Source organism: Paraburkholderia phymatum, assembly GCF_038900715.1.
In the GTDB taxonomy this organism is placed as follows: domain Bacteria; phylum Pseudomonadota; class Gammaproteobacteria; order Burkholderiales; family Burkholderiaceae; genus Paraburkholderia; species Paraburkholderia phymatum_A.
This window is the reverse complement of the sequence record NZ_JAYMRZ010000003.1, coordinates 499,666-522,009: the sequence shown is the minus strand read 5'-3', so window position 1 is coordinate 522,009 and position 22,344 is coordinate 499,666. Positions and strand designations below refer to the sequence as shown.

At 62.0% G+C, this 22,344-nt stretch carries 21 protein-coding genes; 13 read left to right on the top strand and 8 right to left on the bottom strand.

The features are described from left to right. Positions 1-100: 100 nt before the first annotated feature. Positions 101-1,333, bottom strand: a complete 1,233-nt coding sequence (locus VSR68_RS08680; protein WP_342939415.1) for a sugar ABC transporter substrate-binding protein — start codon at positions 1,331-1,333, stop codon at positions 101-103. Positions 1,334-1,629: 296 nt separating this feature from the next. Between VSR68_RS08680 and VSR68_RS08675 the strand changes: the two genes are divergently transcribed. The 3 genes from VSR68_RS08675 (at position 1,630) to VSR68_RS08665 (ending at position 4,514) form a co-directional block, all read left to right on the top strand. Further along, a complete protein-coding gene (locus VSR68_RS08675) occupies positions 1,630-2,403 on the top strand; it encodes an SDR family oxidoreductase (RefSeq protein ID WP_342939448.1) in 774 nt (257 codons plus the stop codon). 106 nt (positions 2,404-2,509) lie between these two features. Continuing rightward, positions 2,510-3,583 carry a sn-glycerol-3-phosphate ABC transporter ATP-binding protein UgpC gene (locus tag VSR68_RS08670; RefSeq protein WP_342939414.1) on the top strand — a complete coding sequence of 358 codons (1,074 nt, stop codon included), beginning with the start codon at positions 2,510-2,512 and terminating at the stop codon, positions 3,581-3,583. A 58-nt stretch (positions 3,584-3,641) separates the two neighbouring features. Beyond that, positions 3,642-4,514, top strand: coding sequence for a MurR/RpiR family transcriptional regulator (locus VSR68_RS08665; RefSeq protein ID WP_090863951.1), 873 nt, complete (start codon positions 3,642-3,644; stop codon positions 4,512-4,514). Positions 4,515-4,545: 31 nt separating this feature from the next. Here VSR68_RS08665 and VSR68_RS08660 read toward each other — a convergent pair whose 3' ends face one another. Together VSR68_RS08660 and VSR68_RS08655 are read right to left on the bottom strand one after the other, a co-directional pair. After that, entirely contained in the window at positions 4,546-5,388 is an 843-nt protein-coding gene (locus VSR68_RS08660; protein ID WP_342939413.1) for an IclR family transcriptional regulator, read from the bottom strand. 2 nt (positions 5,389-5,390) lie between these two features. Next, positions 5,391-6,245, bottom strand: a complete 855-nt coding sequence (locus VSR68_RS08655; protein ID WP_342939412.1) for an IclR family transcriptional regulator — start codon at positions 6,243-6,245, stop codon at positions 5,391-5,393. Positions 6,246-6,509: 264 nt separating this feature from the next. Here VSR68_RS08655 and VSR68_RS08650 point away from each other — a divergent pair, with 264 nt between their 5' ends. The 4 genes from VSR68_RS08650 (at position 6,510) to VSR68_RS08635 (ending at position 11,022) form a co-directional block, all read left to right on the top strand. Beyond that, entirely contained in the window at positions 6,510-7,469 is a 960-nt protein-coding gene (locus VSR68_RS08650; protein WP_342939411.1) for an MBL fold metallo-hydrolase, read from the top strand. 72 nt (positions 7,470-7,541) lie between these two features. Continuing rightward, positions 7,542-9,248 carry an FAD-dependent oxidoreductase gene (locus VSR68_RS08645; RefSeq protein ID WP_342939410.1) on the top strand — a complete coding sequence of 569 codons (1,707 nt, stop codon included), beginning with the start codon at positions 7,542-7,544 and terminating at the stop codon, positions 9,246-9,248. Between the two features lie 28 nt (positions 9,249-9,276). Then, positions 9,277-9,528, top strand: coding sequence for a DUF2783 domain-containing protein (locus VSR68_RS08640; protein WP_342939409.1), 252 nt, complete (start codon positions 9,277-9,279; stop codon positions 9,526-9,528). Between the two features lie 150 nt (positions 9,529-9,678). Beyond that, a complete protein-coding gene (locus VSR68_RS08635; protein ID WP_342939447.1) occupies positions 9,679-11,022 on the top strand; it encodes an MFS transporter in 1,344 nt (447 codons plus the stop codon). A 3-nt stretch (positions 11,023-11,025) separates the two neighbouring features. Here the strand turns inward: VSR68_RS08635 and VSR68_RS08630 are convergent, their stop codons facing one another. Continuing rightward, complete coding sequence (locus VSR68_RS08630; RefSeq protein WP_342939408.1) at positions 11,026-11,499, bottom strand: Lrp/AsnC family transcriptional regulator; 474 nt, start codon at positions 11,497-11,499, stop codon at positions 11,026-11,028. A 497-nt stretch (positions 11,500-11,996) separates the two neighbouring features. On the opposite strand from VSR68_RS08630, the gene VSR68_RS08625 reads away from it, so the two are divergent. The 3 genes from VSR68_RS08625 (at position 11,997) to VSR68_RS08615 (ending at position 15,320) form a co-directional block, all read left to right on the top strand. Then, positions 11,997-13,466 (top strand): NCS1 family nucleobase:cation symporter-1, encoded by a 1,470-nt coding sequence (locus VSR68_RS08625; protein ID WP_342939407.1) that lies wholly within the window; start codon positions 11,997-11,999, stop codon positions 13,464-13,466. Positions 13,467-13,719: 253 nt separating this feature from the next. Further along, positions 13,720-14,646 carry a LysR family transcriptional regulator gene (locus tag VSR68_RS08620; protein ID WP_342939406.1) on the top strand — a complete coding sequence of 309 codons (927 nt, stop codon included), beginning with the start codon at positions 13,720-13,722 and terminating at the stop codon, positions 14,644-14,646. Positions 14,647-14,762: 116 nt separating this feature from the next. After that, positions 14,763-15,320: an Rrf2 family transcriptional regulator gene (locus tag VSR68_RS08615; RefSeq protein WP_342939405.1), complete on the top strand. Its 558-nt coding sequence runs from the start codon at positions 14,763-14,765 to the stop codon at positions 15,318-15,320. A gap of 104 nt (positions 15,321-15,424) precedes the next feature. Here VSR68_RS08615 and VSR68_RS08610 read toward each other — a convergent pair whose 3' ends face one another. The 3 genes from VSR68_RS08610 to VSR68_RS08600 form a co-directional block, all read right to left on the bottom strand. After that, positions 15,425-16,096, bottom strand: coding sequence for an FMN-dependent NADH-azoreductase (locus VSR68_RS08610; protein WP_342939404.1), 672 nt, complete (start codon positions 16,094-16,096; stop codon positions 15,425-15,427). 455 nt (positions 16,097-16,551) lie between these two features. Further along, on the bottom strand, positions 16,552-16,875 hold the full coding sequence (locus VSR68_RS08605) for a DUF3331 domain-containing protein (RefSeq protein ID WP_342939403.1): 324 nt from the start codon (positions 16,873-16,875) through the stop codon (positions 16,552-16,554). Between the two features lie 532 nt (positions 16,876-17,407). Then, the gene (locus tag VSR68_RS08600) at positions 17,408-17,839 is read right to left on the bottom strand and encodes a cupin domain-containing protein (RefSeq protein WP_342939402.1); all 432 of its coding nucleotides are present in this window, start codon (positions 17,837-17,839) and stop codon (positions 17,408-17,410) included. 408 nt (positions 17,840-18,247) lie between these two features. Between VSR68_RS08600 and VSR68_RS08595 the strand changes: the two genes are divergently transcribed. Together VSR68_RS08595 and VSR68_RS08590 are read left to right on the top strand one after the other, a co-directional pair. Next, a complete protein-coding gene (locus VSR68_RS08595) occupies positions 18,248-19,477 on the top strand; it encodes a YbfB/YjiJ family MFS transporter (RefSeq protein WP_342939446.1) in 1,230 nt (409 codons plus the stop codon). Between the two features lie 179 nt (positions 19,478-19,656). Continuing rightward, positions 19,657-20,160, top strand: coding sequence for a hypothetical protein (locus tag VSR68_RS08590; protein ID WP_342939401.1), 504 nt, complete (start codon positions 19,657-19,659; stop codon positions 20,158-20,160). A 5-nt stretch (positions 20,161-20,165) separates the two neighbouring features. Here the strand turns inward: VSR68_RS08590 and VSR68_RS08585 are convergent, their stop codons facing one another. After that, positions 20,166-21,059: a LysR family transcriptional regulator gene (locus VSR68_RS08585; RefSeq protein WP_342939400.1), complete on the bottom strand. Its 894-nt coding sequence runs from the start codon at positions 21,057-21,059 to the stop codon at positions 20,166-20,168. 90 nt (positions 21,060-21,149) lie between these two features. Here VSR68_RS08585 and VSR68_RS08580 point away from each other — a divergent pair, with 90 nt between their 5' ends. Continuing rightward, positions 21,150-22,307, top strand: a complete 1,158-nt coding sequence (locus VSR68_RS08580; RefSeq protein WP_342939399.1) for a muconate/chloromuconate family cycloisomerase — start codon at positions 21,150-21,152, stop codon at positions 22,305-22,307. Positions 22,308-22,344: the final 37 nt, after the last annotated feature.

Here is a 22,344-nt window from a genome sequence, read left to right as displayed (position 1 = left end):
GCAGCTCGCGCTCATCGAACTTGAAGCCGCATCGACGTCGAGCCGATGCGGCTTCCGTACTACGCTAATAGCGAATCTTCAACGAAGGTTCGAGCGCGCCTCAATGGCCGAGCGCCTGGTTCGCCTGGTTGGCGGCCTGTTTCAGCGCATCGTCGGGCTTCGCCTTGCCAAGATACACGGCCTGCATGGCGTTCGTCACGGCCTTCGCGGTGTCTTCCCAGCCCGATACCGTCGGCGCGAAACGCGCTTGCGGCAACAGGGCGATGAACGCCTTCGTGTCCGCATCGTTGAACGCGGGGTCGGCGGCCTCGGCCTTCGTCGTCGGCAGGAAGCCTTCCGTGCTCGTGAACTCGACGCGCGGTTCCTTCGTGAACAGATAGTCGAGGAACTTCCACGCGTCCTTTTTCACCTTCGAGTTCTTGAACATCACGATCGAATCGGTGACGGCATACGTCGCGCCATTCGTGCCGACGGGAACCGGGTCGATGCCGTACTTCAGATTCGGCGCTTCCTTCTTGATCTGCTTCGCGAGGAACGGCGCGGAGATCACCATCGCGACGCGGCCCTGCTTGAACAGGTTCTGCACGTCCTCGCGGCTGTAGCCCGTCACGCCTGGCTGCGTCAGGCCCTGGTCGATCATCGACTTGTACAGCGTCGCCGCCTTGATGCCCGCGGGCGAATCGAAGCCGGCCTTGCCTTGCTTGTTCAGCACGTCGCCGCCGTTGGTCCACAGCGCGTAGTAGTAGTACACGTCGGTTTCGATTTCCTTGCCCTGCAGGCCGAAACCGGCGACGCCCTTCGCCTTCAGCTTCTTCGACGCATCGATCACGTCATTCCACGTCTTCGGGCCATTCGGATAGCCGACGCTCGCGAGTAGATCCTTGTTGTAGTAGAGCGCGCGCGCCGATGCGGCGATCGGCAGGCCATACGTCTTGCCGTTGATCTGGCCGGGAGCCAGGAACGGGCCGATGAAACGGCCCTTGAAATTCGCGTCCATGTAGCCGTCGAGCGGCTCGGCCACGTCGTCCTTCACGAAATCGAGCAGCCAGCGCGTGCCGACGATCGCGAGGTCGGCGTTGGCGTTGCCCGAGATATCCGTTTGCAGCTTCTGTTGGAGCGTGTCCCAGTTCACGTCCTCGATCTTGATCGTGGTGCCGGGATTGGCCTTCTCGAACTGGCGGGCCATTTTCTCGAAGTACGGGGCCGTCGCGTCGCTGTAGTGCGCGACCGTCACACGCACCGTATCGGCGTGCGCCGATAGGGCAAGACCTGCAAACGCGAGCGCTGCGGCGACTTTGCCGAGCGTAAGGGAAGCACGTGCATGCAACGACATTTCGTCTCTCCTGGGGTGGTCCGCCGCCGTAGCCGGCTGCTTGGGTTGATTGTTTGAAAAAATCCTACACACGAAAAAAAATGTTGTCACGTAGGGCTGACGATATTTTTTGTCGTCCGGTTTTTTGCATAAGATGCCGTAAAAGATGGGCTTTTTGTGCGGTGCGGGTTTGGCGATGTATGTAGCGGACGCATCATTCGCAAACCCTGAAAATGCGCACTATGTAGGAAATTTACATGGCAAGGGCGGTCTCGCGCGTCGAGCGCGGGCCGTTCGCGAACGCGGAGAGGACGGACATGAAGCGTGTCGTGCTGGTGACGGGAGCGTGCGGTGGAATCGGCAGCGTGTTGTGCCGGCGTTTCGTCGAGGACGGCGCGACGGTGCTCGCGCTCGATATCGACGCCGCCGCGCTGAACGAGCTTGCTTCGAGTCTGGGCGGCGACAACGTGACGCCCGTCGCCGTCGATCTCGGCGATGCCGACGCTGTGCGCGAGCGCGTTGCGCAAGCGGTGCAAGCGCGCGGCCCCGTCGACGTGCTCGTCGCGAATGCGGGCGCAGCGGACGGGCTGACGCTCGCGAAGACGGACGCCGTGAGCTGGCAGCGCGACGTGCATCTGAACCTGAACGGCACGTATCACACGGTCGAAGCGGTGCGCGCGTCGATGATCGAGCGGCAGCTCGGGTCGATCGTGCTGATCGGCTCGGTGAACGGCATGGCCGCGCTCGGTCATCCTGCGTATAGCGCGGCGAAGGCGGGGCTCATCAGCTATACGAAGTCGCTCGCGATCGAACTCGGGCGTTACGGCATCCGCGCGAACATCGTGTGTCCGGGCACCGTGAAGACGAAGGCGTGGCAGGCGCGCGTCGACAAGAATCCGCAGGTCTTCGAGAACCTGAAGAAGTGGTATCCGCTGCGCGACTTCGCGACGCCCGACGACATCGCCGACGCCGTGCTTTTTCTCGCGTCGCCGATGGCGCGCGTGATCACGGGCGTTGCGCTGCCCGTCGATGGCGGCTTGATGGCGGGCAATCGCCTGATGGCCGAGGAGCTGACGCTCGAATCGCTGTAGCGCGATTAACGCCTTTAATGCCTTTAACGCCTTGGAACAGGCGACGTGACCGCACAACCGCAACGCGGCGACATGCAACGCCGCGCACGACGACGATGAGGACAGCATGGCAGCAGTGCAACTGAGCGGCATCTACAAGCGTTACGGCGACACGCAGGTCGTGCACGGCATCGACCTGCACATCGACGACGGCGAGTTCGTCGTGCTGGTCGGCCCGTCGGGTTGCGGCAAGAGCACGTTGATGCGGATGGTCGCGGGCCTCGAGGAAATCAGCGGCGGCGAACTGACGATCGGCGGCACGCGCGCGAACGGCTTGCCGCCGCAGCAGCGCAATATCTCGATGGTGTTCCAGAGTTACGCGCTGTATCCGCATCTGTCCGTGTACGACAACATCGCGTTCGGCCCGCGCATCCGCAAGGAAGCGTCGACGAGCTTCAAGCCTCGGATCGAGGCGGCCGCGAAGATGCTGAATCTCAGCGGCTATCTGGACCGCTTGCCGCGCGCGCTGTCGGGCGGCCAGCGTCAGCGCGTCGCGATGGGGCGCGCGGTGGTGCGCGAGCCGTCGCTGTTCCTGTTCGACGAGCCGCTGTCGAACCTCGACGCGAAGCTGCGCGTGCAGATGCGCACCGAGATCAAGGCGCTGCATCAGCGGCTGAAGAACACGGTGATCTACGTCACGCACGACCAGATCGAGGCGATGACGATGGCCGATCGCATCGTCGTGATGAACGCTGGGCGCATCGAGCAGATCGGGCGTCCGCTCGAACTGTACGACCGGCCGGCGAATCTGTTCGTCGCGAGCTTTCTCGGCTCGCCTTCGATGAACTTCGCGGCAGGCGTTGTGGTGAACGCCGCGAACGGCGTCGCATTGCAGCTCGGCGACGGCGCGCAGATTCCGCTGCAAGGCGCGAACGGCGCGACCGCGAAGCCCGGCGCGAAGGTCACGCTCGGCGTGCGGCCCGAACATATCGAAGCATCGAACGACGGCATTCCGATGGACGTCGAAGTGATCGAGCCGACGGGCGCGGAAACGCATCTGTACGGCAAGATCGGCGGCGCGTCGTGGTGCGTGACGATGCGCCAGCGCGCGTCGATCGAGCCGGGCCAGCGCGTGACGGTGCGCTTTCCGGAGCAGCACATGCATCTGTTCGACACGGAGAGCGGACGCAGACTCGGCTGACGGCACGGCACGGCGACGACATGCCGTTGATTCATCTTCAACCCAAAGGAACGCACGGGTGTCCGCACCGAACCTGATTCCTCATATCCGCAGCGCGCTCGAATCGCTGCGGCCCGCCGAGCGCAAGGTCGCCGACATGGTGCTGTCGGATGTCGACTTCGCGATGCGCGCGAGCATCACCGAGCTTGCGCAGCGCGCGGATGTCTCCGAGCCTTCCGTCACGCGCTTTTGCCGTGCCGTTGGCGCGCACGGCCTGCGCGACTTCAAGATGCAGCTCGCGCAAAGCGTCGCGGGCGGGATGCCGTATGCGTCGCAGGCCGTCGCGCGCGACGACGATACGCAGGCGCTGATTCAAAAGGTCGGCGAAGCGGCTGTCGAGGGCATCATGCAGGCGCGTAGCGCGATCGACCCCGTCGCGGTGAATGCGGCGATGGCCGCGCTGGCGAGCGCGCGCCGCGTATATTTCTTCGGCGTCGGCTCGGGTTCGGGGCTTGTCGCGCAGGACGCGGCGTTGCGTTTCCTGCGCCTCGACATCGCTGCGAGCGCTTTTACGGATGGGCATTTGCAGCGCCTGTACGCGGGCCTGCTCGAACCCGGCGACGTCGCGTTCGCGATTTCGCATTCGGGGCGCAGCGTCGAAGTGAACGAGAGCATGCAGATCGCGAAGGAGCGCGGCGCGACGACGATTGCGTTGACCAACGTCGGCTCGCGGCTCGCGTGGATGGTCGATATCCCGTTGCTGCTGCGCGTGCCGAGTCCCGTCGATCCGAATACGCCGGGCGTGTCGCGGCTCGTGCATCTGTGCGTGATGGATGCGCTCGCGATCGGCGTCGCATTGCGGCTCGAACCGCACACGCTGGAGAAGATGCGCCACGCGAAGGCGCGCCTGTCGCACGAAGCAGACGAGGCCGCCGAGGACGAGCCGCGTTGAGCCTCGTTAGTCAGGCGTTCGTCGTCGATCCTTAGCGATGCACGTAGCCGAAGCGTCGCGACAGACGTTGCGTCGCCGCGAGCAATGTTTGCGCGGCGCCGCCTTGGGTATCGCTGTCAAAGCTCCCCGCCGTGCCCATCAGCGCGATCACCAGCACGACGCTGCCCGTGTGATCGTAGACGGGCGCGGCCAGCGTGTTGATGCCGGGAATCGGCTTGTTGAGCGCGGTGTCGATGCCATGCTCGCGGATCTGCGCGAGACGTGCCGCATACGGCGGCGCGAGCTTCGCCGCGCGCGCATCCGGCGACGCGAAAATCTCCGTGCGCTGCGCACCCGCGAGACGCAGATGATCCTGCGCGAGCAGACCGTGCCGCACATCGTCGGCGACATAAGCGGCGAACACGCGGCCGATCGCCGTGTTGACGAGCGACATCACCGTGCCCACGCGCAGGCTCACATGCAACGGCCGCGCCGATTCTTCGAGCCGCACGACGGTCGGCCCGAGCGGACCGAGCACGGCCATCGCGACGCTCATGCCCGTCGTCACCGCGAGATCGACGATTTCGGGCTCCGCTTCGCGCGTCGGCGACAGGCGCTGCAATCCGATCAGACCCAGTTCGAGCGCAAGCGGCCCCGCTTCGAAACAGCCTGACGCATCGCGCCCGAGCAAGCCGATCTTCTGCAAGCTCACCAGATGCGGAAAGGCCTTCGCGGCCGGCATGCCCGCTGCCGCCGCCAGATCGCGCAACGACAACGGCTTGCCCGCCGCGACGAGAGCCGTGAGCAGTTCGCCCGTGCTGTCGAGCGACTGGATGCCGCGCTGCTGTTTTGCGTCGGCAGTTTCGGACGACGAGGTCTTGAGGGCTTCGTTCATGTTCAATGCGCCACGATATCCGCGCCGATCTCGCGCGCCGCGTTTTGCAGCGCACGCGCGACCGGTCCGTTCCAGTTCACATCGATTGCGCCGCTTGGGCCGATCACCGTCAGCGCGAGGCATAGCTTGCCGGCGGCGTCGAGCACGGGCACGGCAAGACTGCTGATGCCGGGGCTCGGCGCGTCGATGCCGCGCTCGATGCCGCGCTCGCGGATCGCGGCAAGCGTCGCGTCGAACGCTTTGCGTTCGGCGGGCGCGACGATATCGGCCGTGCCGCCCGACTGGTTCGTCCACATCGTCTGCACTTGAGCGGGCGCGACGAATGCGCAGAACACGCGTCCCGTCGACGTGGCGGGCAACGACATCACGGTGCCCACATGCAGGTTCACATGCAGCGGAAAGCCCGCGTGCTCGTAGCGGACGATGGTCGGCCCTTGCGGACCGGCCGTGCAGATCGCGACGCTAAAGCCGATCTCCTCGGCGAGCGCGACGACGCGCGGCACGGCGGCGCGAAACGCAGGCTGGTTCGCGAGCCGCATCAGGCCGAGCCGCAATGACAACGGCCCCGGCTCGTAGCGTCCCGAGAGTTCGTCGCGCTTGATGAGGCCGAGCCGCGTGAGGCTCACGAGATACGCGTGCGCCTGGCCCGGCGCGATGTCGGCGGCCGATGCGAGGTCGGAGAGCGCGAGCGGCGCGCGCGCCGTCGCGAGCGCATGCAGCAGCCGTCCGCCGACTTCGACGCTCTGAATGCCGCGCTGCTGCTTGCCCGCACCCGTTTGGCTGTCTGCTGCTTTCGCTACCTTGGCTGCCTTGCTCATGCCGCTCACGACGTTCGTGTGCTCCGAAAAAAGGTCCATGTTAAACGAACGCGCGCCTTCGACCGCCGACGATCGCGCCGATCCCGCGATCGCTCAGGGTAAACACGAAATTAGCGTATGGCTACACGTTTCGCTATTGACAAATAATCGGCAGGGTCTAAGATTGAATCAACCCGACGCGACAGCAACAGCCGCCGGGCAATTCCAACCAATGGGGCGAGACAGTCATCCATCAGTGCGCCGGCCGTTCGCATGCGGCGCGCGCCGTCTCGCCCTTCGCCCCCTCAATTGACGGAGACGAGCATGGCCAAGGCATTCGCATCGCAAGCCGACCTCGAAGAGAAGAAGATCACGTGGACGCAACTGTCTGACAACGCGTACGCGTACACGGCGGAAGGCGACCCGAACTCGGGCGTGATCGTCGGCGACGATGGCGTGCTGATCGTCGATACGACCGCGACGCCCGCGATGGCACAAGATCTGATCGCGAAGATCCGCAGCGTCACCGACAAGCCGATCAAATACGTCGTGCTGTCGCACTATCACGCGGTGCGCGTGCTCGGCGCATCGGCGTATTTCAACGAAGGCGCGCAGCAGATCATCGCGAGTCGCGGCACGTATGAAATGATCGTCGAGCGCGGCGCGGCCGATATGAAGTCGGAGATCGAGCGCTTTCCGCGTCTCTTTGCGGGCGTCGAAACGGTGCCGGGCCTCACATGGCCGACGCTCGTGTTCGAGAAGGAAATCACGCTCTTTCTCGGCAAGCTCGAAGTGCGCATCGCGCATCTGGGCGCGGGTCATACGAAGGGCGATACCGTCGTGTGGCTGCCTTCGCAAAAGGTGCTGTTCTCGGGCGATCTCGTCGAATACGAGGCTGCGTGCTATTGCGGCGACGCGCAGCTCGAACAGTGGCCCGCGACGCTCGAAGCGCTGCGCGCGCTGAACGCCGAGAAGCTGGTCCCGGGCCGCGGCCCCGCGCTGACCACGCCTGAAGACGTGAACAAAGGCCTCGACTATACGAAGGACTTCGTCACGACACTGCTGCAAAGCGGCCGCGAGGCCGTCGCCGAAAAGCTCGATCTGAAGGCCGCGATGGCGCACACGCGCAAGGCGATGGACCCGAAGTTCGGCCAGGTTTTCATCTACGAGCACTGCCTGCCGTTCGACGTGTCGCGTGCGTATGACGAAGCGAGCGGCATTACGCATCCGCGCATCTGGACCGCGCAGCGCGACAAGGACATGTGGGACGCGCTCCAGGCGTGATTCAAGGCGTGATGCCAGCCACGCGTGATGCGGCATGGACGAAGCAAAGAGCAGACGGATGGAGACAGCAGAATGAGCAGCATCGACTACCAGACCTTGTCGTTCGAATACCGGCGCTGCGCCGAGCAGGATAGCGGCGCGGCGAAGCATCCCGTGATCGTGGTCGGCGCGGGGCCCGTCGGTCTCGCGACGGCAATCGATCTCGCGCAGCACGGCGTGCCCGTCGTGCTCGTCGACGACGATTGCTCGCTTTCGACAGGTTCGCGTGCGATCTGCTTTTCGAAGCGCTCGCTCGATATCTTCGACCGCCTCGGCTGCGGCGACCGGATGGTCGACAAGGGCATCAGCTGGAACGTCGGCAAGGTCTTTCTGCAAGACGAACTGGTGTACACGTTCAATCTGCTGCCGGAGGCGGGGCATCACCGTCCCGCGTTCATCAACTTGCAGCAGTACTACGTCGAAGGCTTTCTGCTCGAACGCGCGCAGTCGCTGCCGAATATCGACATCCGCTGGAAGAACAAGGTGATCGGCTTGCAGCAGCACGGCGAGCCGGGTTCCGCCGATGCGTTTGTCACGCTGACCGTCGAGACACCCGATGGCGACTATCCGTTGTGTGGCCGCTACGTCATCGCCGCCGACGGCTCGCGCAGCCCCATCCGCAACATGATGGGACTCGACAGCAAGGGCCGCGTTTTCAAGGACCGTTTCCTGATCGCCGACGTGAAGATGGAAGCGGAATTTCCGAGCGAACGCTGGTTCTGGTTCGATCCGCCGTTTCATCCGAATCAGTCGGTGCTGCTGCATCGCCAGCCCGACAACGTGTGGCGCATCGACTTTCAACTCGGCTGGGACGCCGACCCTGTTCTCGAGAAAACGCCCGAGCGCGTGCTGCCGCGCGTGCGTGCGCTGCTCGGGCCGGACGCGAAGTTCGAACTGGAATGGGTCAGCGTGTACACGTTCTCGTGTCTGCGCATGGATCGCTTCCGGCATGGCAACGTGGTGTTCGTCGGCGATGCCGCGCATCTCGTGTCGCCGTTCGGCGCGCGCGGCGCGAACAGCGGCTTCCAGGACGCGGAGAACATCGCGTGGAAGCTCGCGATGGTGCTCGACGGCCGCGCGCCCGACACGTTGCTCGACACGTATGCGAGCGAACGCGAATATGCAGCCGACGAGAACATCCGCAACTCGACGCGTTCGACCGATTTCATCACGCCGAAGTCGCCCGTCAGCCGCACGTTCCGCGACGCCGTGCTGAAGCTGGCGCGTCAGCATCCGTTTGCGCGTGCGCTCGCCAACAGCGGGCGTCTTTCGGTGCCTGCGGTGTTGCGCGATTCGGCGCTCAACACGGCTGATTCCGACAGCTTCGAAGGCAAGATGACGCCGGGCACTTCCTGCGCGGACGCGCCGGTTCTGCTGAACGGCGTGCCTGCCTGGCTGCTCGCGCAAGTGGGCGAGGTGTTCACGGGCGTGCTGTTTTGCAGCAAGGACGGCATCGACGCCGCGACGCAACGCGCGTGGAATGCGCTGCACGATGGACCGATTCCGTTGAAGCTGGTCATCGTCGTGCGTGATGGCGCGCGCGATTCGATACGTGATCTGAAGGGCGCAGTCGTGCTCGACGATGCCGAGGGGCTCGCGTTCTCGCGTTACGACGCGACGCCCGGCGCGTTCTATCTGATCCGCCCGGACCAGCATGTGTGTGCGCGCTGGCGCACGCTCGACGCGGCGCGCGTCGAAGCCGCGCTCAAGCGGGCTTTGTGCGTGGAAGGCGTCGCGTAAACACAGGGAACGGAGCAAGGAGACAACAGTGGCACTCATCACGCAACTCAATCTGACACAACCCGACGACTTCTACGAAGCGCTGATCGACATGCATCGCGACTTCGATGAAGCGCAAAGCCAGGCGGCCAACGCGCAGTTGATTCTGCTGCTCGCGAATCATATCGGCGACCATGCGACGCTGATGGAAGCGATTCGATATGCGCGCGAAGGCGTCGACGGAAAGAATGCGCACGCTGCCGCCGGGCATGCAGCGGACGCGCCGCGCGTCGCGGCCTGATCTCATGATGCGGCTCGCAGCGTAAGCGCTCGCGAGCCGCCGTTTTCCCGCAGCCTCACACCTTCACAACCTCACAACACGGCGCAACAAACGCCGGACCCGTTGGGTCCGTTGGACCCGTATTGTCTGGAGATCCTGATGAGTCAGTCCATGAGCCACTCTGTTCCGCATGCCTATGAGCCTGGTGGTTCCGCCGCCACGCAGCACGACGACACGGCGCTGTATCGCAAGGTCACGTTGCGCATCGTGCCGTTTCTGTTTCTCTGCTACGTCATTTCGTTTCTCGATCGCATCAACATCGGCTTCGCGCAATTGCAGATGAAGCACGATCTCGGCTTCAGCGATGCGATGTATGGACTCGGCGCGGCCGTCTTCTATATCGGCTACGTGGCGTGCGAAGTGCCGAGCAATCTGCTGTTGGCGCGCTTCGGCGCGCGCCGCACGTTCACGCGGATCATGCTGCTGTGGGGCGCGGCGTCGGTGTGCATGATGTTCGTCTCGCAACCGTCGCATTTCTATCTGCTGCGGTTCATGCTCGGCGTGTTCGAAGCGGGCTTTTTTCCGGGCATCGTGCTGTATCTGACGTACTGGTATCCCGCGCAACGGCGCGCCGTGATCCTGTCGATCTTCTTCGCGGGTGTCGCAGTGGCCGGCGTGCTCGGCGGTCTCGTCTCCGGCTGGATCATGCGCGACATGGCGGGCGTCATGGGCCTGTTCGGCTGGCAGTGGATGTTCGCGATCGAAGGCGCGCCCGCTGTCGTGCTCGGCTTGCTCGCTGCGTTCTGGCTCGTCGATGGGCCGCAAAAAGCCGCGTGGCTCACGCAGCAGGAGAGGGATCATCTGATCGCGCAACGCGATGCCGAGCATCGTCCCGCCAGTTCGCATTCTTCGCGCTCGTTCATCGACGCATTGCGCAACCCGCGCGTCTATCTGTTCGCGTTCATCTATTTCTCGCTGACGTGCGCGTCGTTGACGCTCAACTTCTGGATGCCGTTGATGATCCGCGATTTCGGCGTCCACGACGTGCTGTGGATCAGCCTGTACACGGTGATTCCCAATGCGATCGGCGCGGTCGGGCTGATTGCCATTGCGCGTCATTCGGACCGTCACGGCGAGCGCCGCAAACATTTCGCCTTTTGCACGATGGGGGGCGGCATTGCGCTCTCGTTGCTCACGCTGCATCTGAGCAGCTTTCCCGCGATGCTCGGCATTCTGTCGATTGCCGCCGTGCTGATCTTCGCCGCGCTGCCGATCTTCTGGACCGTGCCGTCCGGTTATCTGTCGGGCAAGGCGGCTGCTGCGGGCATCGCGCTGATCAGCAGCATCGGCATTACGAGCGGCATTGTGAGCCCATGGGTGATCGGGCTCATCAAGATGCAAACGGGCAGCATGGACAACGCGCTCTATCTGCTGACCGCATTGCTGTTCATGAGCGGCATCGCTTTGCTGCGCGGCGTGCCTGCTCGGCGAAGCGCGGACCAGGCGTCGGCTTGATTCCTAGACCTGCACCGACGGAATGCTCTTCATGCATCGCAGCGCGAACATCGAGCGGCTGTGTCGAATGCCGGAGATCTTATAGAGCTTTTCGCGCAGGAAGCGCTCATAGCCCGCCGTGCCATCGACGGCCACCTTGACCAGATAATCGTATTCGCCCGACACGAGATACGCCTCGAGCACTTCGGGCAGCGTCGCGAGTTCGGCGCCGAAGCGGGCCAGCGCGTCGTCGTCGTGCCGGTCGAGCGTGACCTCGATCAGCACGACATCCGCGAAGCCCAGCTTCTGCTGGTCAAGCAACGCGACGTAGCCGCGGATATATCCGTCGGCTTCGAGCTGGCGCGTGCGGTTCCAGCACGCAGTGGTCGACATGCCGACGAGTTCGGCCAGCTCCGCGTTCGACAGGCGCGCGTTCTTTTGCAGCGCGCGCATGATCGCGCGGTCCTGATTGTCCAGCGGGCGGTTGCGGGCTTGCATGATGTTCGGTCGGAAGAATGTTCTGGAAATTTCTATTCTAATGGAACGACATTCCGGTATGCGCCCGTCTTTCGCGTGAGACAGGAAGCCTATCCCCGCGCATCGCCGGTATATTCTTCACTATGCTTCCTTGCCCGCAACGACGGGCGGATAACCCTCCGCCGACGGGTGCCGCGTCATTCGCAAGATGGCGCCGGCAGGGATGGTCAGCGGCGAAACCCACGCCGTGCGACGCGTTCATCGGTCACGGAAGCATTCATCCTCTGCGCGGTTCTCGCGTCTCTCTTTCCCCGTTTCAATTCGCATGCCTGTTTTTTGTCGTATCGACTGGTGCTTTTATTACTAAAACAATCAACCTATATTGCAGAAACAAAACCTGTCATCGCAGACGTGATTCCAGTCGGGTCCGGCAGTGAATCACGCGTGCGCGCCACGTCGCATCGTCAAGTCATGGCGGTCTTCGGGAGACGGCCATGCTTCAACCAGCAGGGGGAGCCATGTCCACGTCACCTCTATTCGATGCGCCGCACGGTCCCAGCGATTTGGCCGAGCAGGCCGATTCGCGCCTGCACAACCGCGATCTCGCGCCCGTTCCGCACGACCGCCGCACGTGGACGGGCTATAGCATCTTTGCGATGTGGATGTCCGACGTGCATAGCGTCGGCGGCTATACGTTCGCGGCGAGTCTCTTTCTACTAGGCATTTCCGGCTGGCAGGTGCTGATCGCGCTGACGGTCGGCATTCTTGTTGTTTACATGCTGATGAACTGGGTCGGCAAGCCGAGCTATATGCACGGCATTCCGTTCCCGGTGATGGCGCGCGTGAGCATGGGCGTGATGGGCGCGAACCTCGCGGCGATGATTCGCGGCATAGTCGGCATTGTCTGGTATGGCGTGCAGACGTACTTCGCGTCCAAAGCCGTCGCGACACTGCTGCTCTTGTTCATTCCTGCATCAGCGGCATTGCGTGACGTGAGTTTTCTGAAACTCGATGGCCTGGGCTGGATAAGCTTTCTTTTCATGTGGATCTTCCAGCTCTTTATTTTTCAACGCGGCATGGAGACGATCCGCAGGTTCATTGATTTTTGCGGCCCCGCTGTGTACGTCGTGATGTTCGCGTTGATGGCGTGGATTCTTTCGCAAGCTGGGCTTGGCAGCTTGAGCCTGACGCTTGGCGGCAAAGCGCTGACGGGCGCGCAACAGTTTGCTGGAATGGGCAATGCCATATTGCTCGTCGTCAGTTATTTCGCTGCGTTGCTGCTGAATTTCGGCGATTTCTCACGTTTCGCAAGAAGCGAGCAGCAAATGAAAGTCGGCAATTTCCTCGGCCTGCCCGTCAACTTCATCGTCTTTGCGATCATTACCGTCATCGTGACGTCGGGTAGCGCGAGCGTATTTGGTTCGATGATCATGGACCCCGTCGCGATCGTCGCGCGCATCCAGAACAAGGTGGCCGTTGTGATCGGCAGCCTGACGTTTATCGTGGCGACAATGGGCATTAATATCGTCGCCAATTTTGTTTCGCCTGCCTATGATCTTGCCAATCTTTTCCCGAAGCATGTCGATTTCAAGCGCGGCGGTTTGATCGCGTCCATTCTCGCCGTGCTCGTTTGCCCGTGGATTTTTGTCGACAGTCCAAAGGCCATTACGATTTTTGTCAGCATATTCGGCTCCGTGCTCGCACCGCTGTATGGCGTCATGATGGCCGACTTTTACCTCATCAAAAAACAGCAGGTGCAAACGGCCGAACTCTATACGATGGCGCCGACGGGACGTTTCTATTACGACGGCGGCTGGAACAAGGTGGGTGTTGCGGCGCTTGTGCTGTCGGGATGCATCTCCGTGGGTTGGGAGTTGTGCACGCAGTTGCTGCACGTGCTGCCCGAGAACAATTTTGGCTGGCTGATCGGCGCGGTCGCGGGCGCAGTGCTGTATGTGGCGATGATGCGGTTCGCGCGGAGAACCTGAAAAAATGACCGGGCACGCGTTCGTCCTCACGAAAGTTCTCCGAGGCGAAATAACATGAGCTCGGGAAAAGCGTTAATGGACCGATTTCGGCGCTAGTTTGTCTTTAGATACCGATCGAATTATTCGATACTCAGGTGTCGATTCGTGGCGCGCGCCAATGGCGCGCCACCGTCGCCATATGCGCGCGCGTATATAGCAAGAGCCGCCGAAGCAAACACCCATACTGCTACGACTCTTTCTAACGGACACGACGATGGACCGGCTGGACGCGTTAAGGCTGTTCGTCGAAATCGCCGAAGCCGGGAGTTTTTCCGCGGCCGCGCGAAAGAGCACGATCTCGACTTCGACAGTCACACTTGCGCTGCAAAAGCTGGAAGAGGAAGTCGGCGCGCGGCTCATTACGCGCACGACGCGGCGGCTGTCATTCACGCACGAAGGTCAGCGTTTTCTCGACGACGCGCGCCGCGTGCTCGCCGACTGGGATGCCGCCATACTCAGCCTGCGCGACGACGGCCCCTTGAATGGACCGATCCGTCTCACGGCCAGCAACGATTTCGGCCGGACCCGCGTCGTGCCGTTGCTCGACAAGTTCATGAGCCTGCATCCGCAAGTGCAGGTGTCGCTGCTGTTGACCGACGGCGTCGTCGATCTCGTCGATCAGCGTCTGGACCTTGCGTTGCGCAACGGACCCCTGATCGATTCGCGGCTCAAGGCGCGGCTGCTGCTGACGGGCCCGCTCGTCGTCTGCGCGGCACCGTCGTACTGGACGGCGCATGGCAAGCCGATGCACCCGTCTCAGCTTTCTTCGCACAATTGCCTGATATTCGCGCGGCCCGATGGGCCGCTGTCGGACTGGCCGTTCATCATCGACGGCAAGAAGGTGTCGGTGAAGGTATCGGGGAACCGCGTCGCGAGCGATGGCAGCGTGCTGCGCGAATGGGCTGTGAACGGCTATGGCGTCGTGCTCAAGAACCGTTGGGACATCTATCACGAACTGATGTCCGGCCGGCTCGAAATAGCGCTGGACGCGTTCATCGGTGAGCGCGTCGATCTGTTCGCTGTCTATGTGGGCGCGGTGCCGAGCCGGCGCGTCGGCACGCTGATCGACTTCATTGCGCACGAGCTTGCCGTCGACGATGCGCTCGAACTACATCCGCTCGACAGCACGCGTCCTCTCTAGCACGAGCGACGTTTCCATTGTTCAGACTTCAATCCGGCAGGCATGCAGCGCCTGCCGGGTTGCACCCGCATTCGAAAGCAGGTAGCCTAACTGCGATTAGATCAGTCGGAGTGGCTATGTCTCACATCAGCGCGGGCGTCGAATACGGGTTGCACTGCCTGCTTTATCTGACCGAACAGGCGCCGGGCGGCGTGACGGAAGCGAGCGTGCGCGACCTCGCGGAACTGCAGGGCGTACCCGCCGATTACGTCGCAAAGCTGTTCACGAAGCTGCACAAGGCGGGGCTCGTCATTGCGACGGAGGGCGCGAAGGGTGGCTTTGCACTGGCGCGTCCGGCACACCAGATTTCGGTACTCGATGTCGTGACGGCGATCGACGGCGACAAGCCGCTGTTCGAATGCCGCGAAGTGCGCACGCGTTGTGCGGTATTCGGCGAGACGGCGCCGACATGGGCGTCGAGCGGCGTCTGCTCGATCCATGCGGTGATGCAGAACGCCGAGAAGCGCATGCGCGAGGCGCTGGCATCGCAATCGCTTTCGGAACTGGCGACGCGCACATCGGCGAAAGCGCCACGCACGTTCGGGCCGCAAGTCGTGAAGTGGCTCGAAGGGCGTGCGACTGGCCGGCGTCGCGAGCGCGGCGATCGTCCTAGGGCACACGACGCGGAGCGATAGTCGCGAGGTCATTTTCCGGCGAGTTTGACGCGAAAGGCCGCAGCATTGATGCTGCGGCCTTTTTGTTTGCGCATGGGAAGAGCCGCATTCTTGCGGCAGATGCTTTACGCCGTTTCGAGTTGCTCTCTGCCGGTGCGTTCCCGCTCCCATGTCGCCCAATCGGCCGCCACGGCTGCGAGGTCTGCGTGCGCGCGCTTCAACGCGTCAATGCGTGCGTCCTGATCGGAGAATTGCAGCGGCTGTGCATCGACGAAAGTGGCGGCATCGACACCGATGAAGCCGAACGCCGCCTTGAGCGCCGGCGTCAACGCATCCATCGACGAGAACACGTTGCCGGGGCGCAAGTCCGCGCCGCGCGTGGTGATGAACAGTACTTTCTGACGATTCAGCTGGCCGACGATGCGTCCATCCTCCGTTGTCTTGTAGGTGATGCCGGCACGCGTGATGTTGTCGATGAACGCCTTGAACGCGGACGGCATCGACCAGTTGTACATCGGCATCGCGAAGACGAAAGCATCGGCCTCGAAGAGGCGCTTGCAGAGTGCGTCGGAAGCAGCGAGCGTCGCGCGCATTTCATCGGTGCGCGCCTGTTCGTCGCGATACGTCGCAATTGCAAATGCCTCGGTGACGTGCGCCGGCGTATCAACGGTGACATCGAGGTAGTCGACTTCGACCTCAACGCCTTCACTGCGCAAGTTGTCGATGAACTGGCGCGACAGCGCGCGCGAATTGGACCGTTCGCGCTTGGCGCTTGAATCGACGTGAAAAATCTTCATGTTTGCTCTCCAGTTGCAACATTTTTGAAAATCGGCGCCGCACCTGGCGGCCGAAGACGGCTGGGTCACTCGCGAGCGACAGAACCTTCGTTTTCCCCGGGGCGCTGTTACTGCGACTCAAAATATCGTAGTTGCGAGAATAGTGGGTTTGTGAATTCGATGCAACGGAGGGGGCGCAAACGGAGATTCCGGGCGTCGTGCATCCGGAATTCGTGTGAAGAAGCGAGAGGCTTATGCAGAGAGGCTCAGGCCGTTATCGACCCAGACGGCCGGAGCATCCGTGATGAAAACGGGAAACAGTGTTTCGCGAACGTATCGTACGTGCCAAAGGAAACAGCGGCCATGTGGCCGCCGTCGATCAGGAAAAAAGTCGAGCGTATGTCAAAGGCGCAGAAATATTAGAGTTTCACCACTTCCTTATATACATCTATGTGCGGACGAATCGACGGTCGAATCTAGTCGAGCAGGATGCCCCTCGCATAGCCGGGCACTTCCGACGCGAGGATCATTCGATTGCGGTTTGCGGGGAAATACGTTTCGCATGCGCGCGGACGGAACACGGGATCACCGCGTCGAATCGGCCTGCCTGTCAAAACGCAAAAGGCGTCCTTGCGCGCGAGGCCGATCCGCCATACCTGATCCGCGTAATGACCCGAGCGCGGGTCGCTCCAGCACACGCTGAGCGTCTTTGACGATAGAAGTTCGAGAATCGAAATATGCGCGGGCGGTGGTTCCACTTCGACAGGTTCCAGCGCTTCGGGCGGTGGACGTTTGGTCATGCGGAATTTTTTCTTTGGACCGTATTGCGCTTTTCTGGTCGATTCAAGCGTCGAGGGTGTGGGCATCAAAACGCCCACCAATGCGCGTCGAACAATATCTTCTTCGACCGGACGAGTCATCATTCACCTCCGTCACAGAGTTTGGCTGGCGGCTCGCGATCGCGCGGCCGAGGTGCTGCTGCTGACGTCAACGTTGTTGTACGGTGTGGCTCGCAAGGCAATTTGTTTGACATGCCTGCATGGCGCAGCGATACGCATCGTCCATACAAGGCATCGACGCGCCATGACTCTATATTGGACGTTCTGACCGCAATACGGCAAGCTAAGCTTCGCCAATCGAGGGGCAATTTCGCGTAGTAAGCGATTGATCGATGCGCAGCCCAAAGACGATGAACGCATGCATCCCAAACTGAATAAAGGCACGCACGTTTTAATGGCCGATAGCCACGATCGACGGGCAACTAAATGCTTGAAGCTTGCGCGTGCCTTGCGTGCTCTTGCTCTGATTCGATAAGCCAAATATGCGCGTGACTTACTTCTTGTCCCACATCACGAGGTTCTTATCGTTGTCGTCCGCGACAAAGATGGCGAGCAGCTTCGCAGGCCTGGTCTTGCTTGCGTTTTCGCTGACCAGATGGTGGGCGCCGGGCGTTTCTGTCCAGCTCTCGCCCGCGTGATACACGTGCGCCTCGCCGCCGTCGACCTTGCTGCGAATTTCGCCCTGCAGCACATAGCCGACCACGAACGCCTGCCCATGCCGATGTGACGGCGAAACGCCACCCGGTTTGTAGTCGACGACGATGGCCGTCATGGTCTTGCCTGGCACGTTTGCAATGGCCGTCTGGAACGCCGGGCTGATGTGCTCGTGCGGGCTATCGATGCCTTGCGCATGGGCGGCGTGCGATGCGCCGAGCGCGATACACGCTGCGGCAGTGGATATGAGAACGGTCTCGACGAATTTCATTTTCAACTCTCCGATACAAAGCATTTCTGACGGTTGCGACGTGCCAGCAGGCTTCAGCACGATGCAAGCATACGAACGTCCGTTTATAACTACGACTCTATAAGTCGTAGTTCGAAGATTAAACGCTTTGCTGGAACTGCGCAAGCAAACGTCCCGCGTGCCTCCGTGGATATAAGAAAGGTCAGTAGCCAGCCCGCTTCCCACATAGCGAGATTTTGAAGCGTGTGATCCGCTGCAATGCGTCTGCGGTTCCGCCTGATGAATTCCGCGGTCACATTCCCCTTGCGATGTTTGTCAAGCGTGTCTAGAATTCGCATGATTGACATTCAAGTCAAAAATGGCGAGCGGCTCGTTCCGCTCCTTCGAAAACCGCCACGCAGCGCGCGGCTTCAAGCGGAACACTTCAATATGTCCACAGATGCCTCTCTCTCTTCGACGGCCGACAGTGGCCGTATCGCCATATGGCGACATATCTTTGCTGGTTTCAGTGCGAGCCTCGTCGGTATCGGACTCGCTCGCTTCGCCTATACGCCGCTCATTCCGCCGCTGATTCAAGCGCATTGGTTTGCGGCATCGGATGTCGTGTATCTCGGCGCGGCCAATCTCGCCGGCTATCTGCTCGGCGCGCTGCTCGGTCGCCCTCTTGCGCATCGCGCGACGAACACGTCGGCGTTGAGAGCAATGATGTTGCTCGTCACCGTGGCGTTTCTAGCCTGTGCGTTTCCCGTATCGGTGGCGTGGTTCTTCTTCTGGAGATTGATGTCGGGCGTGGCGGGCGGAACGATCATGGTGCTGGTCGCCGCAACCGTGCTGCCGCACGTGCCCGCAGCGCGCAAAGGGCTTGCAAGCGGAGCGATCTTTCTCGGCCTCGGCGTCGGCATCGCGGCGTCGGGCACGATCGTTCCCTTGCTGCTCAACCTCGGCTTGCAGAATACGTGGATCGGCATCGCAGTCTTGTCCGCCGCCTTGACCTTGGCGACGTGGCACGGATGGCCGTCCGCAACGCAATCGTTGCACGCTTCATCGGCGTCTCACACTGTTAAGGCGCGCGAGCCTTCGACAGTCCGCGTGCTTTACGTCGAGTACGCATTGATGGCGCTCGGCCTTGTTCCCACGATGGTCTTTCTCGTCGATTTCATCGCCCGTGGGCTCGGCGCCGGCGCGCACATCGGCGCTTCGTACTGGATTCTCTATGGCGCGGGAGCGATCTTCGGTGCGCCTGTTTATGGTTTTGTCGCGGACCGCCTGGGCGGGCGATTCGCTATCCGCGTGCTGTCGCTGCTGCAAGTCGTGGCTCTCGCGGCACTTGCGATGTCGAGCAACAGGGTACTGATTGGCGCGCTCACGCTGCTGATCGGCAGCTATCCGCCCGGCATTGTGCCGACGATGCTCGCGCGCATCCACGAAGTCGTGCATGACCACGGCAAGCAGCACGTCGTGTGGAGCCGCGCGACGACGACCTTCGCAGCATCTCAGGCGATTGCGGGCTACGCGTATTCGGCGATCTTCAACGCGAGCGGCAGCAATCATCGTCTGCTGTTTGCGATCGGGGCGGCGGCGCTGATCTTCGTTGTCGTCGCGGACTGCGTTTCGCCGTGGCTCGCGCGAGAGCCTGAACAAAACGGAAGCACCACATAGTGGTTTTCACGCACAGGACTGTTGTTCTTGAAAACGCCGCCGGCCGAATCGTCTAAAAAGGATGGAGTGCTGTGACTTAACAAAGATTAACTACCGCTCCTGCTTTCGACATACGACAATTCGATCATTCGCTTTCGTATGGTTCGCGCAGGCATGGCATCGACAGGAGACGTTCGATCGTGAAGGCCGGGGCAGATCGTTCACTCGGGAGCGTCATCGACGACGCTGACGCTCTGCCGCAAATGCGCGCGCACCGCAGCCGCACGCGTTTGATACTCGCTCCGACTCTTTTCGTTCTCGGCGTGTGCGGCTGGTCGCTGATCGAGACGCCTGCCGAACTCGATCCTCCGTTGGGCCACATGGGCATCGCAGCGCTCGCGATTGCCAAGATTCTCTGGGTCGCGATGGGCGTTGCGGCGGTGCGTGGCGTCAGGCGCGCGCAGTGGCTGTTTTCGTTCCTGTGCGGACTGAGCCTCGTCGCAATCGTACCGGGACTACCCGTCGAACTTAACCAGTCGGTGTGGGTTTTCTCGCAATCGCTGATCGAATGCCTCCTCAAGGCGGGCGCTTTGCTCGCGTTGGGCTTTTCGCGTGCGTCGCGCGCATCACGTTCTGGCGGCATGGCAGTCGCAGCGTGGAATGTCGTCGGCGAATCCCCTTCCGATACTGTCGAGCAACGCTAAATGTACTAGACGGTTAGCGGTCGCCTGAACAGATCGCGCGCGATCGAACAGAACAGATCGGTCGTGGGACTTTGATCCTGTAAGCGGCGGCTCATGATGATCGGCGACGACACCTGCGCGTCGTCGAGTGAACGATACGTCACGCCTCGCGCACGCAAACCTCTGACGCTCTCCGGCACGAGACACACGCCGACCTGCGCGGCGACGAGACCGAGCGCCGTCTGCAACTCGCGCACTTCATGGACGGCTGCGGGCTCGACGGCATGATCGCGGAACGCGGAGAGTTGCTGGTCCGCGTAACTGGGCCGTGGCGTGGACGGATAGACAATCAGCGTTTCTTTCGATAGCGCGTCGAGCGTCAACGTTTCGCTTTCGGCGAGCGCATGGCCGGCGGGCAATGCGGCGATCAGCGTCTCTTCGACAAGCACCTCGCGCGCCAACTGCGGTTCGTCGAAACGCAGGCGTCCAAAGCCGACATCGATGCGTCCGCCTTTTAGCGCGCTCAACTGCTCGATCGTGAACATCTCGATCAGCGAAATCTGGATGAGCGGCGCCGCTTCCCTGAATGCGCGGATCACATCGGGCAAGGGGCCGTACAGCGTCGACGGTACGAAGCCGATGACGATGCGCTCGGCGAGTTGCGCGAGGCGTCGCGTGAGTGGCAACAACTCGTCGCTCTCTTCGAGCAGGCGCTTTGCCTGCGCGTAAAAGACGCGTCCGGCTTCCGTCAGCTTGAGCGGGCGCGCGCCCCGTTCGAAGAGCGCAAGGCCCACGCTGTCTTCGATCTGCTGGATTTGCCGCGAGAGGGGCGGCTGCGTCATGTTCAGTCGTTCGGCGGCGCGCGTGAAGTTTCTTTCTTCCGCGACCGCGACGAAATAGCGAAGTTGACGCAGTTCCATCTATGCCCTGAAGGTATGGAAACAGACTCAATCGGTCTTGGACGGATTCCGCCGGCGCCCCTAGTATGGGACCAACAGCAGGAGAGCCGTATGATACCAAGCCCCACACAGATACAAGCCGTAGACACCATTCTCGTCGATGTTCCCACGATCCGGCCGCACCGGTTGTCCGTTGCCACGATGAATTGCCAGGTCCTCGTGCTGGTGCGGATTCAATGCGCGGATGGTATAGCGGGCTGGGGCGAGGCGACGACGATCGGCGGCCTCGCTTATGGCGAGGAAAGCCCCGAGAGCATCAAGACCAATATCGACGCCTACTTCGCGCCGATGCTCAAAGGCATGGACGCGACGCGCCCCGGCCAGATCATGGCGAAGCTGCGCGAGAGCTTTCAAGGCAATCGCTTTGCGAAGTGTGCGATCGAAACGGCGCTGTTCGACGCGCAGGCTCGACGCTTTGGCGTGCCGCTGTCGGAACTGTTCGGCGGCCGCGTGACGGATTCCGTCGAAGTCGCGTGGACGCTTGCGAGCGGCGACACGGGCCGCGATATCGACGAAGCGCATCAGATGCTGGAAATGAAGCGCCATCGCGTGTTCAAGCTGAAGATCGGCGCGCGTGTGCCCGCTGACGATATCGCGCATGTCGCCGCGATCAAGGCCGCCGTGGGCGACCGCGCGTACGTGCGCGTCGACGTGAATCAGGCATGGAGCCAGGCCGAAGCGCTGTGGGCGATCGAGCGGCTCGCGGATGCAGGCTGCGATCTGATCGAACAGCCGATTGCCGCCGAAGACCGGCGCGGCCTCAAGCGTCTCACGCATCTGTCGAAGGTGCCCATCATGGCCGACGAAGCATTGCACGGCCCCGTCGATGCGTTCGATCTCGCGAGCACCCACGCCGCCGATGTATTCGCCGTGAAGATCGCGCAATCGGGCGGCCTGACGGGCGCGGCGAACGTGGCGGCGATTGCGCTCGCATCGGGTGTGGACCTGTATGGCGGAACGATGCTCGAAGGCGCGCTCGGCACGATCGCTTCTGCGCAACTGTTCAGTACTTTCCGCGAATTGAAGTGGGGCACCGAACTTTTCGGGCCATTGCTTCTCACCGAAGAAGTTCTCGTCGAGCCGCTGCGCTACGAGAACTTCGCGTTGAAGTTGCCACAAGGGCCGGGCCTCGGCATTCAACTCGACCTCGACAAGATCGAGAGATTGCGCCGCGATGCGAAGCGCGGCGCGAGTGTAATGAAGCTATGACGGTGCTGAAACGGCCCGTTAAGCATCGTCGTCAGTG